Genomic DNA, 13,295 nt, shown 5'->3' on the forward strand with positions numbered 1-13,295 from the left:
AAGCCCCCGGCCAGCCGACACCCGCGTCACCCTACGGCTGCGACCCTTCGTCCATGGCGCAGTTGGAACGGATCGCACGGGCCCAGGTCCCCGCCCACGGGATCGACGACGTGATCGCGCGGATGCGCGCGCTCGCCGCCGGTCTGCCGCCCCGGGACGGTGTCGCCGTCTTCAACCGCGTCTATCTCTCCGTCACGGAGGCGGTCGGCCGGGCCGTCGGCAGAGGCGGCACGGGCGGCTTCCCGGACCCGGCCGCCGCGATCACGCTGGACGTCCGCTTCGCCGAGCGCTACCTCACGGCCGTCGACGCGGCGTCCCACGGCGACCCCGGCCCCGCCTGCTGGCGCCCGCTCCTGCAGTTCCGCCGTCATCCCGGCGTACGCCCCCTGCAGTTCGCCCTCGCGGGCATCAATGCGCACATCGGCCACGATCTGGCGCTGGCCGTGGTGGACGCCTGTCGTACGCTCGGCTGCGAACCGGCCGCGCTGGAGGACGAGTTCGAGCGCGTGGGCGACATCCTCGTGACGCTGGAGGAGCACATCCGCGAAGAGCTGATGCCGGGGCCCGACCTCCTCCAGGTCGCCGATCCGCTCACCCATCTGCTCGGCTCGTGGAGCCTGGAGCGGGCCCGCGACGGGGCGTGGGCGGCGGCCCGGGCCCTGTGGGCGCTGGGCGAACTCCCGGGCCTGGCAGCCGAGTTCACCCAGCGTCTCGACACCTCGGTGGGTCTGGTGGGCCGCATGCTGCTCACTCCGCTCCCCGACTGAGATCCGTCCGGCCGGTCCCGGAACTCCCCGGCGATCTCGGCGCGTTGAACCGTGCGACACCCGATGCGCACGCGACGAAGGAGCACGGTATGGCGACCCGACTCGGCCTCGGCCTCCCGCAGATGAAGCAGTACGACGTCGGCCGCGACATCCCGGACGTGGCGCGCGCCGCGGAGGCGACGGGGTACGAGAGCCTGTGGGTGTTCGAGCGGATCCTGTTCCCGGAGCCCGCCCGGCAGGGGCTCTACGGGGTCCCGGGCCTGCCCTGGCCGGAGCAGTACCGGTCGGTCGCCGACCCGCTGGTCTCGCTCACGCTCGCCGCGGCGGCCACGTCCCGGGCCCGGCTCGGCACGAGTGTGCTGGTGGCGCCGCTGCACGTCCCCTTCCAGCTGGCCCGCTCCCTGGCGTCGTTGGACGCGGCGAGCGGCGGCCGCGTCGTCGCGGGGCTCGGCACCGGCTGGTCGCACGACGAGTACGCCGCGGCGTCGGTGGCCCCCTTCGAGCGGCGCGGCAAGGTCCTCGACGAGCTGCTCGACGTGTGCCGCGCGGTGTGGGGCCCGGACCCGGTGGCGTACGAGGGTGAGCTGACGACCATCGCCCCGTCCGTCGTCGGCCCCAAGCCGGCCGGGCCGCTCCCGATCCTGCTGCCCGCGAACAGCCCGAAGGCCGCGCGCCGCCTGGTCGACCGGGCGGACGGCTGGATGCCCGGCGCGGCGGGGGCCGAGGAGCTGAAGCAGCAGTGGGCGGATCTCCAGGCTCTCGCGAAGGAGCGCGGCCGCACCGCCCCGCTGCAGAGCGTGCTCCGGGTGAACACGCTGTACACGCCCGAGGCGTACACGGGCGACGACCGCAGGCCGTTCCAGGGCAGCGCGGACCAGATCATCGAGGATCTGGCCGCGCACGACGAGGTCGGCCTGGAGGAGATCCTCATCGACATCCAGGGCAACCTCCGCGACGCCGAGGAACTGAAGGACCTCGCGGCGGAGATCTACGAGAAGGCCCGGGCCGCGGGGATCTAGGACCTGTATGCCGGGCCCCGCGCCCTCGACGAGATCCGCCGGCCAGTCCCTAGTCCTCGGGAAGCTCGACCGGGGCGATCTCGTCGTAGACGTCGCCGGGGCCCGGGTTGGTCGTGTCGGTGGCGCCGCCCAGATGGTGCATGACGCCCCAGACGGCGTTGAGCGCGGTCTGCACGGCGCCCTCGGCCCAGCCGGCCGTCCAGGAGATGTCGTCGCCGGCGAGGAAGATGCCGCGCCGGTCCGCGGGCAGCCGGTCCTGCATGAAGTGCGTGAACAGGCGGCGCTGGTAGCGGTAGTGGCCCGGCAGGTTGGCCTTGAAGGCGCCCATGAAGTAGGGCTCGTTCTCCCAGGACACGGTGACCGGGTTGCCGATGATGTGCTTGCGGATGTCGACCTTGGGATAGATCTCGCCGAGCGACTTCAGCATGACTTCGAGCCGCTCGTTGGCCGACAGCGGGAGCCACTTCAGGCTGTCGTCGCACCACGTGTAGGAGAGGCAGATGACGGCGGGCTTGTCGGGCCCGTCGTCCAGCAGGTAGGTGCCGCGCGTCATCCGGTCGGTGAGCGTCATCGACATGGCGTCGCGGCCGGTCTGGTCGTCCTTGTCCAGCCAGAACGGCCGGTCGACCGGCACGAACAGCTTGCTGGACTCCATGTAGTGGGTCCGCTCGATCGCCGTCCAGTGGTCGATCGGGAACAGCGCGTCGTCGCACGCCACCTTCGACAGCAGCATCCACGACTGGGCGGTGAAGATCGCGGTCTTGTACGTGCGGATGTCTCCGTCCGCGTCGGTGACCGTGATGTGGTTCCCGGCGGTGCGCGCGAGCCGCGTCACCGCGGGCCGCGGCGTGCGGTCCTCGTGGAGCGAGGCGAGCGAGGTCCCGTACGCCCAGTGCACGATCTTCTCGGGCTCCCGCTCCCACAGCCGCAGGGGCAGTTGCTGCGATCCGCCGACGATGCCGCGGTGGTGGTCGTCGGCCTCGGTGTAGACGACGCGCAGGATCTCCAGGATCGAGTTCGGGAAGTCGGTGTCCCAGCCGCCCGTGCCGAAGCCGACCTGCCCGAAGATCTCCCGGTGCCGGAAGGACTTGAAGGCCTCGGAGTCGCACAGGAAACCGTAGAAGGTCTGGTTGTCGAGCTTCTCGACGAGCTGCGACCAGATCTCCCGGATGCGCGGCACGTCCCGCTCGCGCATCGCCTGGTTCATGTCGGTGAAGTCGGCGCCCTCCTCCAGACAGGCGTTCCACGCGGCGGCGACGTCGCGGTAGACCTGCGGCAGGTCGTCGATCGTCTCGGCGTAGTGCGACTCGCCCTTGAGGTCGACGACGGTCGAAGGGGTCGCCGGGGAGAGCGGGTTGGGGAACGCCCGGGTCTCGAGGCCCACCAGGTCGATGTAGTGCTGCAGGGCCGTCGACGACGGCGGGAAGCGCATCGCGCCCATCTCGGCGCTCAGCCCGGCCGCGTCCGGCGGCGTCCCCTCGAAGCCGACCGTGCGCAGCCGGCCGCCGATCCGGTCGGCCTCGTACACGACGGGCTTGAGGCCCATCTTCATCAGCTCGTACGCGGCGACGATGCCGGACAGGCCACCGCCGATGACCGCGACCTCGGTGCCGTGCTCGGTCGCCGGTATCTGGCCGAGGCCCGCCGGGTGGGCGAGGAAGTCGTCGTACGCGTACGGGAAGTCCGGTCCGAACATGGTGATCGGCGGCTGCGCGTCGGTGTGCTGGACGGCGGTGGGCACCGTGGACGTCATGGGGCGCGGACTCCTTGCGGATACGGGCAGGACGGCACGAACCCCGGAAGGCACCGGGAGCGCGTACATGCGGAGGAGGGGACCGAGAAGGCCAGAACGACGGTACGTTTCGGCGGGTCGACGGGACAAGACGGGACCGTTGCGCGTCAGCGTGCGTTTTGTTGCGCGTGGGGCGGCCGGAGCGGCGATTCGTTGCGCGTACGCGAGGGCCCCCGCCGCATGGGTCCGGCGGGGGCCGAGAGGCGGCGAAACCCCTAGGTCAGGCGGGTGAGCCCGAGGTGAAGCGGCGCATCAGCGGGGAGAGCACGAGCACGGACCTCGTCCGCTCGACGAACGGCTCCCCCGCGATCCGCTCCAGGACCCGCTCGAAGTGCCGCATGTCGGAGGCGAAGACCTGGACCAGCGCGTCCGCGTCCCCGGTGACGGTGGAGGCGGCCGCGACCTCGGGGTACCGCTCCAGGCCGCGCCGGATCGCGTCCGGCGAGGTGTTGCGGCGGCAGTAGATCTCGATGAATCCCTCGGTCTCCCAGCCGAGCGCGGCCGGGTCGACCCGCACGGTGAACCCGGTGATCGCCCCGGTGGCCCGCAGCCGGTCCACGCGCCGCTTCACGGCGGGCGCGGACAGGCCGACGAGCTGGCCGATGTCGGCGTAGGAGCGCCGGGCGTCCTCGGCGAGGGCGTGCACGATGCGTTCGTCGAGATCGTTCAGCAAGGCAGGCGGTTCACTTCTGTGCTTCTGCGGCTTCCGCGGGGGCGGCGAGACGGGAGCGACGCATCCCGTAGCAGAAGTAGAACACGAGCCCGACGGCCATCCAGGCACCGAAGACGATCCAGGTGATGACGGACAGACTGCCCATCATCCAGACGCACAGCGCGAAGCCGATGACCGGCAGGAGCGGCGACAGCGGCACCCGGAACGTGCGCGGCATGTCCGGGCGGGTCCGGCGCAGCACGATCACCGCGATGTTGACCAGGGCGAAGGCGAAGAGCGTGCCGATGCTGGTGGCGTCGGCGAGCTGGCCCAGCGGGATCGCGGCGGCGAGCACACCGCAGAACAGGGACACGATGACGGTGTTGGCGCGCGGCGCCCCGGTCTTCGGGTGGACCTTCGAGAACACCTTGGGCACGAGTCCGTCCCGGGACATCGCGAACAGGACGCGGGTCTGCCCGTAGAGCACGGTGAGCACGACGGACGCGATGGCGATGACGGCGCCGGCGGCGAGCAGCGTCGCCCAGAACGACTGGCCCGTCACGTCCTTCATGATCCCGGCGAGCGCGGCCTCCGAGTCGCTGAACTGCTGCCACGGCCGGGCCCCGACGGCGACCGCCGCGACGAGGACGTACAGCGCGGTGACGATGACGAGGGACAGCATGATGGCGCGCGGCAGGTCGCGCTGCGGGTTCTTCGCCTCCTCACCGGCCGTGGAGGCGGCGTCGAAGCCGATGTACGAGAAGAAGAGCGTGGCACCGGCGGCGCTGACGCCCGCCATGCCGAGCGGCATGAAGTGCTCGTAGTTGCCGGACTGGAAACCCTTGAGGCCGATCGCGCAGAAGAGCAGCAGCGACACGATCTTCACGACGACCATGATCGTGTTGGCGCGGGCCGACTCCCTGGCGCCGCCCAGCAGGAACACCATGGCGAGCAGCACCACGATGAGGGCGGGCAGGTTGAAGACGCCGCCGTCGCCGGGCGGCGCGGACAGGACGTCCGGGATGGTGACACCGATGGTGCCGTCGAGGAGCTCGTTGAGGTACTCGCCCCAGCCGACGGCGACGGCCGCGACGGACACCCCGTACTCCAGGACCAGACACCAGCCGCACACCCAGGCGATCAGCTCACCCATCGTTGCGTATGCGTACGAGTAGGAGGACCCGGCGACCGGGATGGAGCCGGCCAGCTCGGCGTACGACAGGGCCGAGAACAGGGCCGTCAGTCCGGCGATCACGAACGACAGCGTGACGGCGGGGCCGGCCTTGGGAACCGCCTCACCGAGGACGACGAAGATACCGGTGCCGAGCGTGGCGCCGATGCTGATCATGGTCAGCTGCCAGAGTCCGAGCGAGCGCCGCAGGGTGCCGCCCTCGCCCTGGCCGCCCTCCGCGACCAGGCGTTCCACCGGCTTGCGCCGCATCAGACGGGCGCCGAGGCCCGCGGGTGCGGTCTCGACGTGCGGGGTGCGCGGGGATGCGCCGTGATCGAGCACGGACTGGCTCCTTCATCGCTGCCGGTCGGGGGACGGCCGCGGCGTGGGGGCGCGCGGCGGTCGAACCCGGTCGAACTCCGACCGGGGACCGCCGAGCAGGCCGTCCCCCGCCGTGCCACGTACAGCGGACGACTCTAGAGGACTCGACTTCCCGGCTGTAATGCAGCAACCTTGCGCACCGGCGCATGATCGTTGCGCGAATCCCGGTCACGCGCGCGTTCGTTGCGACGTCCGTTTCGTCTGTTGCGTTCAGCGTGTTCGGTGTCACATTCCCCGCCGGGGAGTGAACCCGTCGATCGTGGGTAGTCGCTAAAGCCGTCCCGCCCGTCGGCCGTGTGCCGGCCGGGCGGGACGGCTGCGCGTCAACACGGCTTGAGGCGGTGGGGGTTCGAGGCGTGCATCATGTGCAGGACGTACGTGACCGGAGACCGGTATGAGAGGGGCTTGTGAGTACCAGCGAGACGGACATCCGCAATCTGCTGCTTGAGGCGCTGCGCGACCAAGAGGGGCAGATCGCCGACCGGTGGACGACGCTCCAGCTGGAGCGGGCCGCGCTCGGCACCGACATGACCGAGGGCGAGCTCCGCGAGGAAGCGGCCCTGCTCATCGACGCCCTCACGGACGCGCTGGCCAGCGACACCCCGGTCGAGCGTCTGGTGACGTCGCACCACAATCTGCGCGCCACGGTGACCCAGTTGTCGCTGCGCAGAGTGCGGGCCGGCGCCACCCCCACCGACACCTCGCTCGCCGTGCTCTCCCTCAAGGAGGCGCTCCTCGCCGCGGTGCAGCACACCACGCGCGACTCGAGCGAGCTGTTCTCCGCGGCCGTGCTGGTCAACCGGATGCTCGACGCCGCGGGCGCCCTCTCCTTCGAGACGTACGTCGAGGGGCGCGACGAGATCATCCAGCGCCAGAGCCGTCAGCTGATGGAACTCTCCACGCCCGTCGTCCGGTTGTGGCGGCACGTGCTGGCCGTCCCGCTGATCGGCACGCTGGACACGGCCCGCACTCAGATCGTCATGGAGTCGCTGCTCCAGGCCATCCAGGACGACGAGGCCAAGATCGCCATCATCGACATCACCGGGGTGCTGACCGTCGACACGGCGGTCGCCCAGCACCTCATGCATACCGTCAACGCGGTCCGCCTGATGGGTGCGGACTGTGTCATCAGCGGGATCCGGCCGCCCATCGCCCAGACCATCGCCCAGTTGGGGATCGACCTGTCCACCATCCTGACCCGCGCGACCCTGGCCGACGCCCTGGCCGACGCGGTGAAACTGACCGACCAGCCCGCCGTCGGCTTCGCCGTGGCCGAGTCGGCACCGCGGTGAACTCCCCTCGCCCCACGGGCGTTCCCATCCTGCGGCTCGGCGACGTCCTCGTGACAGGGCTGCTCAACGAGCTGGACGACCGGTCGGCGGTCGCCTTCACCGACGAGCTGACCGAGCGGATCGCGGCCGACGGCGCGCGCGGTGTGCTCATCGACATCTCCCGTCTGGAGATCATCGACTCGTTCGTGGCCCGTACACTGATGGAACTGACGACGATGGCCCGCCTGTTGGGCGCCCGCGTCATCGTCGCGGGCATGCGCCCCGCCGTCGCGATCACCCTGGTCGAACTGGGCATCCAGCTCACCGGCGTGGAGACCGCGCTCAACGCCGAACAGGGCCTGACCGCGCTCGGCTGGCAGCGGACCCCGGAGGGGCCTGGCCGTGACCATGTCGGATGAGCGTGCCCCGCACGCGATGCAGCCCGCCACGGACCAGGTGACCGTCCGCCGGGTCTACGAAGTGCGCTCGGAGGACGACCTGCTGACGGTGCGTCATGCCGTGCGCGCGGCCACCGTGGAGTCCGGCTTCGGCCTGGTGGACCAGACCCGGGTGGTGACCGCCGCCAGCGAGCTGGCCCGCAACGCCTACATCCACGGCAAGGGCGGCACGCTGACCGTCGAGTTGCTCAAGCGGCGCGGCGCCGAGGGCATCCGCCTCGTCATCCAGGACGAGGGGCCCGGCATCCCGGACGTCGGCGCCGCGATGACCGACGGCTGGACGACGGGCAGCGGCCTCGGCCACGGCCTGGGCGGCGCCCGGCGGCTGATGGACGCGTTCCACGTCGACACCCGGCCCGGCGCCGGCACGACGGTCACCGTGGTGCGCTGGACGGTGCGATGACGGCCTCCGCCGACGTCGCCGTGACGGCGCATGTCGTCGTCGACCACGCCAGCGCCGTGCACCACGCGGCGACGCTGGCGAGGGACGCGGCGCGGGCGGGCGGGCTCGGCGGCACCACCGCCGAGCGGGCCGCGGTGCTCACCAGCGAACTCGCCGGGAATCTGCTGCGGCACGCGGTCGGCGGCGCCGTCTACGTGCAGCGCCACCCCCAGGGCGACGGCCTCGACGTGGTCGCCGTCGACCGGGGCCCCGGCATGGCGAGCCCGGACCGGGCCATGGTCGACGGGTACAGCACCGCGGGGACGCTCGGCTCCGGCATGGGGGCGGCCCGGCGGCTCGCGGACGAGCTGACGCTGCGCACCCTGCCGGGCGTCGGCACGCTGATCTGCGCCCGCTTCCACGCGCCGGGCGCCGCTCCGCCGCGGGCCGACGTCGGCCTGGTCTGCCTGCCGCTGCGCGGCGAGGAGCGGTGCGGGGACAGCGCGGCCGTGGCGGACGCGCCGGGCGGCCGGACGGCGGTCGTCGTGGACGGGCTCGGGCACGGCGCCGAGGCCGCCGAGGCGAGCGCGGCCGCCGTGGGCGTGTTCCGCGAGGGACCGGAGCGGCCCTTGCCGGAGCTGCTCGCGGCGATGGACCGCGCCCTGCGTTCGGGCCGCGGCGCCGCCGTCGGCCTGCTGCGGCTGCGCCCCGGCACGGTGGAGCACTGCGGGATCGGCAACGTACGGCTGCTGCTCGTCGGCCACGACGGCGTCGGCTCCCGGGCCACCGGGCAGCCCGGTGTGGTCGGCTGGAACATGCCGCGCCCGCTGCCGCGTTCGCTGCCCATGCCCGAGGAGTGTGCGGCGGTGCTGCACAGCGACGGCATCGGGGCGCGCTGGGCGGACACGGCCACCCCCTTCCTGCTGGGACTGCCGCCCCGGCTGCTCGCCGCGGCCCTGGGGCACGGATATCGTTCGGCGCGCGACGATGCGACCGCCCTGGTCACCGGGGCGGCTAGGAGGAGTTCATGACCGATCGGGCCGCCGCGCCGACGCAGCGCACGACCCATCGCTCCCCGGCCGAACTGCGCACCGCTGTCCGGGCGTTGGCGGCCTCGTTCCGGCTGCCCGCCGAGCTGCGCACCCGGCTGACGATGTCCGTGGCGCGCGTCGCGGAGACCGAGCTGCGGGCGGGGCGGCCCATCACGCTGGAGTCGGCGCCCGAACCGGCCGCGTCCCAGCCGACGCTGACGGTACGCCTGCGGGCCCCGCGGGCCCCCTGGACCGTGCCGGTCGAGGCGCTGCCGCTGCCCGCGCGGCGCGAGGCGGACACGACGGTGTGGCGGGTGCCGCTGCCCGGCCAGGCGCCCCCGCCGGCCGCCGAGTCGGCCGGGGACTCCCCCGTCGAACTTCTGGAGGAGGAGCTGCGGGTGGCTGTCGCCCGCGCCGACGCCCTGGAGTCGGACCGGCGCAGGCTCACCCATGAGCTGGACGAGACGAACAGCGGAGTCCTCGCCCTGTACGTCCAGTTGGAGGAGCGCGACGAGCAACTGCGCCGCGCCCACGGCCAGATGCTCCGCGAGCTGGAAGACGCGCTGCGCCCCGCGCCGATGAAGGTCGACGGGCTCGAACTGGCCATCCACTACGCGCCCGCGGGCACCGACGCCCCGACCGGCGGCGACCTCTACGACTGGTTCCAGCTGCCCGACGGCACCGTGCACATCACGGTCGTCGACGCCCTGGGCCACGGCCTGACGAGCACCCGCAGCGCGCTCAACGTGACGCACGCCGTCCGCACGCTCGCCCTGGAGGGACACCCTCTGGAGACGATCGTGGCGCGCACCGACGCGATCCTGCTGCCCTACGACCGCGAGCTGATGGCGACCGTCCTGCTGGTCCGCATCGACCCGGTCTCGGGCCGCGTCGACCTCGCCAACGGCAGCCACCCGCCGCCCGTGCTGGTGACCGAGGACGGCACCGCCCGCTTCCTCGAGGTACGCGGCCGGGGCATCGGCTACCCGATGGCCGGCAGCGAACGACTGTGGCACGAGCACCTCGCCCCCGGCGACCTGCTCGTGCTGTACACCGACGGCCTGACCGAGAGCCGTCGCGACCCCTACGAGGGCGAGCGCCGGCTCGTGTCGGCGGCCGTCCGGCACCGGCATCGCCCGACCGACGAAATCCCCGGCGCCCTCGCGGAGGAGATGCACACCGTGATCCTGCACCCGGACGACACGCTCGCCCTGACCGTACGGAGAAGCCGATGACGCACGCGGCACCCGAGTCCATACCCGACGGACCGCACGGCTCGCTGGTCTGCGCCACCACGGACGGCCCCGAGGGGCCGGTCGTCTCGCTCACCGGCGACCTCGACTACGAGACGGCGCCGGAGCTGCTCGCGTCGGTGACGGCGCTCTGCGCACCGGCCGGCACCACCGTGACCCTCGACCTGTCGGGCGTCCGGTTCTTCGACAGTGGCGGCATCAACGTGCTGCTGCGGGCCCGCACCGCGCTCCAGGAGCGGGGCGCCGAGCTGGCCGTGCGCCGTCTCTCCCCCGTCGTCGAGCGGATCTTCCGGATCACCGGCCTCGACACGGTCCTCGTCCCGGGCACGCCGACGGGGCCCGGTGACGGTGAAGATCCGACCGCGGGGTAACAGCTACGCATGGAGATCGTGGTGGACGGTCCCGTCACCGGGACACAGGCCCGGAGCGCCGCTGCCCGGTTCCTCGCCGAGCACTGTGCGTGGGCCGACGCCGACGCGGTGCTGCTCGTGGTGTCGGAGCTGGTCACGAACGCGGCCCGGCACACCGGTGCCCTCGCGCGCCTTCGGCTGCGCGTCGACGCGGGCGGTCTCTCGGTGTCCGTGGAGGACGGTGACCCGCGCCCGCCGGTGCCGCGCGCCCCGGACCTGGGCGGTGGCGGCGGCTTCGGCTGGCACATGGTGGAGCGGCTGGCCGAGCGGCTCGCCGTCCGCCCGGCGCCGGGCGGCAAATGCATAGAGGCGGCGTGGGCGGCGCCGGCGGGGTGACCCCTCCGAGCGCCGCGCACACCGCCCCGGCGGTCAGCTCCAGCTGGCGTGCAGCGGCTTGCCCTCGGCGTAACCGGCGGCGGACTGGATGCCGACGACGGCCTTCTCCTCGAACTCGGCGAGCGAGTTGGCACCGGCGTACGTGCAGGACGAGCGGACGCCCGCGATGATCGAGTCGATCAGGTCCTCGACGCCCGGACGCTGCGGGTCGAGGAACATCCGCGAGGTGGAGATGCCCTCCTCGAACAGCGCCTTGCGGGCGCGGTCGTAGGAGGACTCGTCGGAGGTCCGGTTCTTCACGGCGCGCGCCGACGCCATGCCGAAGGACTCCTTGTAGGCGCGCCCCTGGGCATCGTGCTGCAGGTCGCCCGGGGACTCGTAGGTCCCGGCGAACCACGAACCGATCATCACGTTCGACGCGCCGGCGGCGAGCGCCATGGCGACGTCGCGCGGGTGGCGGACGCCACCGTCGGCCCAGACGTGCTTGCCGTACTTCTTGGCCTCGGCGGCGCACTCCAGGACGGCGGAGAACTGCGGGCGGCCGACGCCGGTCATCATGCGCGTGGTGCACATGGCGCCGGGTCCGACACCGACCTTGATGATGTCCGCGCCGGCCTCGATGAGGTCCTTGACGCCCTCGGCGGCGACGATGTTGCCCGCCACGATCGGGACCTGCGGGTCGAGCGCGCGCACGGTCCTGATCGCGCTGATCATCGACTCCTGGTGGCCGTGGGCCGTGTCGATGACGAGGGTGTCGACGCCCGCGTCCAGCAGCTGCTTGGCCTTGCCCGCCACGTCGCCGTTGATGCCGACGGCGGCGGCGATGCGGAGCTTGCCCTCGGCGTCGGTGGCCGGGGTGTAGAGCGTGGCACGCAGGGCGCCGGTGCGGGTCAGGATGCCGGCGAGCTTGCCGTCCTTGTCGACCGCGGGGGCGTAGCGGCGGTTGGCGCCGTCCAGCTTGTTGAAGGCGTCGCGCGGGTCGATGTCCGCGTCGAGCAGCAGCAGGTCCTTGGACATGACCTCGGACAGCTGCGTGAAGCGGTCGACACCGGTCAGGTCCTGGTCGGTGACGACACCGACGGGGCGCAGCTCGTCGTCGACGACGACACCGGCGTTGTGCGCGCGCTTGGGCAGCAGCGCCAGGGCGTCGGCGACGGTCTGGGTCGGCGCGAGGACGATCGGGGTGTCGAGCACCAGGTGACGGGTCTTCACCCAGGAGATGACCTCGGTGACGACCTCGATCGGGATGTCCTGGGGAATGACGACGAGTCCGCCGCGGCGCGCCAGCGTCTCGGCCATGCGTCGTCCGGCGATGGCGGTCATGTTGGCGACGACCAGCGGGATCGTGGTGCCCGTGCCGTCCGGCGACGAGAGGTCCACGGCCTGGCGGGAGCCGACGGCGCTCCGGCTCGGCACCATGAAGACGTCGTCGTACGTCAGGTCGTACGCGGGCTTGATGTCATTGAGGAAACGCACGTGCGGACATCCCAGTCGGTAGAAGGGGTCCCCGGGAGGATCCCTCCGGGGCACAAAGCACGTACTTCATTTTCCCATGGAGCCGTCCGATCCGTCTCCGGGCCGAACGTCCCAAGGTCAGGCACCCCGCTTGGATGATCATCCCAGCGCGAGCAGCACGGTGACGGCGGACGCCTGCGCGAAGACCTCCCGCGCGATGTCCCACTGCCCCGGCTGCCGCTCCTCGAACCGCTCCCAGCCGCGGACCACCAGGACAAGGGCGCCCTCGGCCTCGGGCAGCTGTCCCGGGTCGCCCAGGGCGTCGGCGAGGGCGTCCCAGTTCCGCCCGAACCACCCGGGCAGGCCGAGAGCGGCGGCGCAGCGGTCCATGAAGGCCGCCTTGTCCACGATCCCGTCCAGGTCCAGGACGCGCACGGTCCAGTCGGCCGGGGACGCGGGGAGACTGCCCGTCCCGCTCATCGCAGCACCGCCTTGAACGACTCGTAGTGGTCATCGGTGTAGTACGTCTCCCCGCCGCTCCCGGTGACGATGCGCCGGGCCCCGCGGTCGCGCTCGCCCGGGGTGCGCACGGTGTACTCGTGGTAGTAACCGCGCTGGTGGCGGGGCAGCTCCCGCTCGAAGTTCCCGAAGACGCTGCCGTCCTTCTCGTACGGGAAGGGCCCGCCGTCGTCGATGAGCTCCAGTGTGCGTCGCGCCTCGGCGGGCAGCCGGGCCTCCGCCACGGTCGCCATGCCCGCGGCCCAGGCGGGCGTCCCGGTGCCCGTTCCGTCCGAGCCGGCGCACCCGCCGAGCAGCAGGCCGAGACAGCAGACAAGGGCGCCGAGCAGCAGCCGGAGGGAACGCATGGCCACGATGCTGCCACGATCAAGCCCCTCCGGCGATCGAGGAGCGGGGTC

The 13,295-nt window shown here is 72.3% G+C and carries 15 protein-coding genes; 9 read left to right on the forward strand and 6 right to left on the reverse strand.

Features of this window, described 5'->3' with window-relative positions:
- The first annotated feature begins 53 nt into the window (after positions 1–53).
- Positions 54–767, forward strand: coding sequence for a DUF5995 family protein (locus tag ACVHNB_RS26740; protein ID WP_428956002.1), 714 nt, complete (start codon positions 54–56; stop codon positions 765–767).
- Positions 768–856: 89 nt separating this feature from the next.
- Positions 857–1,786 carry an LLM class F420-dependent oxidoreductase gene (locus ACVHNB_RS26745; RefSeq protein WP_456226092.1) on the forward strand — a complete coding sequence of 310 codons (930 nt, stop codon included), beginning with the start codon at positions 857–859 and terminating at the stop codon, positions 1,784–1,786.
- 49 nt (positions 1,787–1,835) lie between these two features.
- On the opposite strand, the gene ACVHNB_RS26750 is transcribed toward ACVHNB_RS26745, so the two are convergent.
- The 3 genes from ACVHNB_RS26750 to ACVHNB_RS26760 all read right to left on the reverse strand — a co-directional run bounded on the left by ACVHNB_RS26750 (position 1,836) and on the right by ACVHNB_RS26760 (position 5,743).
- Positions 1,836–3,539 carry a flavin monoamine oxidase family protein gene (locus ACVHNB_RS26750; protein WP_456226093.1) on the reverse strand — a complete coding sequence of 568 codons (1,704 nt, stop codon included), beginning with the start codon at positions 3,537–3,539 and terminating at the stop codon, positions 1,836–1,838.
- Between the two features lie 259 nt (positions 3,540–3,798).
- Positions 3,799–4,251, reverse strand: coding sequence for an Lrp/AsnC family transcriptional regulator (locus tag ACVHNB_RS26755; RefSeq protein WP_428955999.1), 453 nt, complete (start codon positions 4,249–4,251; stop codon positions 3,799–3,801).
- 10 nt (positions 4,252–4,261) lie between these two features.
- Positions 4,262–5,743, reverse strand: a complete 1,482-nt coding sequence (locus ACVHNB_RS26760) for an amino acid permease (RefSeq protein WP_428955998.1) — start codon at positions 5,741–5,743, stop codon at positions 4,262–4,264.
- Between the two features lie 446 nt (positions 5,744–6,189).
- Here ACVHNB_RS26760 and ACVHNB_RS26765 point away from each other — a divergent pair, with 446 nt between their 5' ends.
- The 7 genes from ACVHNB_RS26765 to ACVHNB_RS26795 are packed head-to-tail and all read left to right on the forward strand — an operon-like array spanning position 6,190 to position 10,923.
- Positions 6,190–7,074: an STAS domain-containing protein gene (locus tag ACVHNB_RS26765; RefSeq protein ID WP_428955997.1), complete on the forward strand. Its 885-nt coding sequence runs from the start codon at positions 6,190–6,192 to the stop codon at positions 7,072–7,074.
- Complete coding sequence (locus tag ACVHNB_RS26770; protein ID WP_428955996.1) at positions 7,071–7,472, forward strand: STAS domain-containing protein; 402 nt, start codon at positions 7,071–7,073, stop codon at positions 7,470–7,472. The genes ACVHNB_RS26765 and ACVHNB_RS26770 overlap by 4 nt, the downstream gene beginning before the upstream one ends.
- 16 nt (positions 7,473–7,488) lie before the next feature.
- On the forward strand, positions 7,489–7,914 hold the full coding sequence (locus ACVHNB_RS26775) for an ATP-binding protein (RefSeq protein ID WP_428957721.1): 426 nt from the start codon (positions 7,489–7,491) through the stop codon (positions 7,912–7,914).
- Positions 7,911–8,924 (forward strand): ATP-binding protein, encoded by a 1,014-nt coding sequence (locus tag ACVHNB_RS26780; RefSeq protein ID WP_456226094.1) that lies wholly within the window; start codon positions 7,911–7,913, stop codon positions 8,922–8,924. The genes ACVHNB_RS26775 and ACVHNB_RS26780 overlap by 4 nt, the downstream gene beginning before the upstream one ends.
- Positions 8,921–10,159 carry a PP2C family protein-serine/threonine phosphatase gene (locus ACVHNB_RS26785; protein ID WP_456226095.1) on the forward strand — a complete coding sequence of 413 codons (1,239 nt, stop codon included), beginning with the start codon at positions 8,921–8,923 and terminating at the stop codon, positions 10,157–10,159. Before ACVHNB_RS26780 ends, ACVHNB_RS26785 begins: the two co-directional genes overlap by 4 nt.
- On the forward strand, positions 10,156–10,548 hold the full coding sequence (locus tag ACVHNB_RS26790; RefSeq protein ID WP_428955993.1) for an STAS domain-containing protein: 393 nt from the start codon (positions 10,156–10,158) through the stop codon (positions 10,546–10,548). Before ACVHNB_RS26785 ends, ACVHNB_RS26790 begins: the two co-directional genes overlap by 4 nt.
- A gap of 9 nt (positions 10,549–10,557) precedes the next feature.
- On the forward strand, positions 10,558–10,923 hold the full coding sequence (locus tag ACVHNB_RS26795; protein WP_456226096.1) for an ATP-binding protein: 366 nt from the start codon (positions 10,558–10,560) through the stop codon (positions 10,921–10,923).
- A 33-nt stretch (positions 10,924–10,956) separates the two neighbouring features.
- Here ACVHNB_RS26795 and ACVHNB_RS26800 read toward each other — a convergent pair whose 3' ends face one another.
- The 3 genes from ACVHNB_RS26800 to ACVHNB_RS26810 all read right to left on the reverse strand — a co-directional run bounded on the left by ACVHNB_RS26800 (position 10,957) and on the right by ACVHNB_RS26810 (position 13,244).
- Positions 10,957–12,399, reverse strand: a complete 1,443-nt coding sequence (locus ACVHNB_RS26800) for a GuaB1 family IMP dehydrogenase-related protein (protein WP_428955991.1) — start codon at positions 12,397–12,399, stop codon at positions 10,957–10,959.
- Positions 12,400–12,537: 138 nt separating this feature from the next.
- On the reverse strand, positions 12,538–12,858 hold the full coding sequence (locus tag ACVHNB_RS26805; protein WP_428955990.1) for a barstar family protein: 321 nt from the start codon (positions 12,856–12,858) through the stop codon (positions 12,538–12,540).
- Positions 12,855–13,244, reverse strand: a complete 390-nt coding sequence (locus ACVHNB_RS26810) for a ribonuclease domain-containing protein (protein WP_456226097.1) — start codon at positions 13,242–13,244, stop codon at positions 12,855–12,857. Before ACVHNB_RS26810 ends, ACVHNB_RS26805 begins: the two co-directional genes overlap by 4 nt.
- Between the last annotated feature and the right edge of the window lie 51 nt (positions 13,245–13,295).

The organism is Streptomyces sp. YJ-C3, assembly GCF_053891275.1.

Excerpts from the sequence above, each read along its gene's own strand:
- ACVHNB_RS26795 (WP_456226096.1), top strand. The coding sequence starts at position 10,558 with ATGGAGATCGTGGTGGACGGTCCCGTCACCGGGACACAGGCCCGGAGC.
- ACVHNB_RS26750 (WP_456226093.1), bottom strand. The coding sequence starts at position 3,539 with ATGACGTCCACGGTGCCCACCGCCGTCCAGCACACCGACGCGCAGCCG.
- ACVHNB_RS26740 (WP_428956002.1), top strand. The coding sequence starts at position 54 with ATGGCGCAGTTGGAACGGATCGCACGGGCCCAGGTCCCCGCCCACGGG.
- ACVHNB_RS26810 (WP_456226097.1), bottom strand. The coding sequence starts at position 13,244 with ATGCGTTCCCTCCGGCTGCTGCTCGGCGCCCTTGTCTGCTGTCTCGGC.
- ACVHNB_RS26780 (WP_456226094.1), top strand. The coding sequence starts at position 7,911 with ATGACGGCCTCCGCCGACGTCGCCGTGACGGCGCATGTCGTCGTCGAC.
- ACVHNB_RS26745 (WP_456226092.1), top strand. The coding sequence starts at position 857 with ATGGCGACCCGACTCGGCCTCGGCCTCCCGCAGATGAAGCAGTACGAC.
- ACVHNB_RS26790 (WP_428955993.1), top strand. The coding sequence starts at position 10,156 with ATGACGCACGCGGCACCCGAGTCCATACCCGACGGACCGCACGGCTCG.
- ACVHNB_RS26785 (WP_456226095.1), top strand. The coding sequence starts at position 8,921 with ATGACCGATCGGGCCGCCGCGCCGACGCAGCGCACGACCCATCGCTCC.
- ACVHNB_RS26775 (WP_428957721.1), top strand. The coding sequence starts at position 7,489 with ATGCAGCCCGCCACGGACCAGGTGACCGTCCGCCGGGTCTACGAAGTG.
- ACVHNB_RS26805 (WP_428955990.1), bottom strand. The coding sequence starts at position 12,858 with ATGAGCGGGACGGGCAGTCTCCCCGCGTCCCCGGCCGACTGGACCGTG.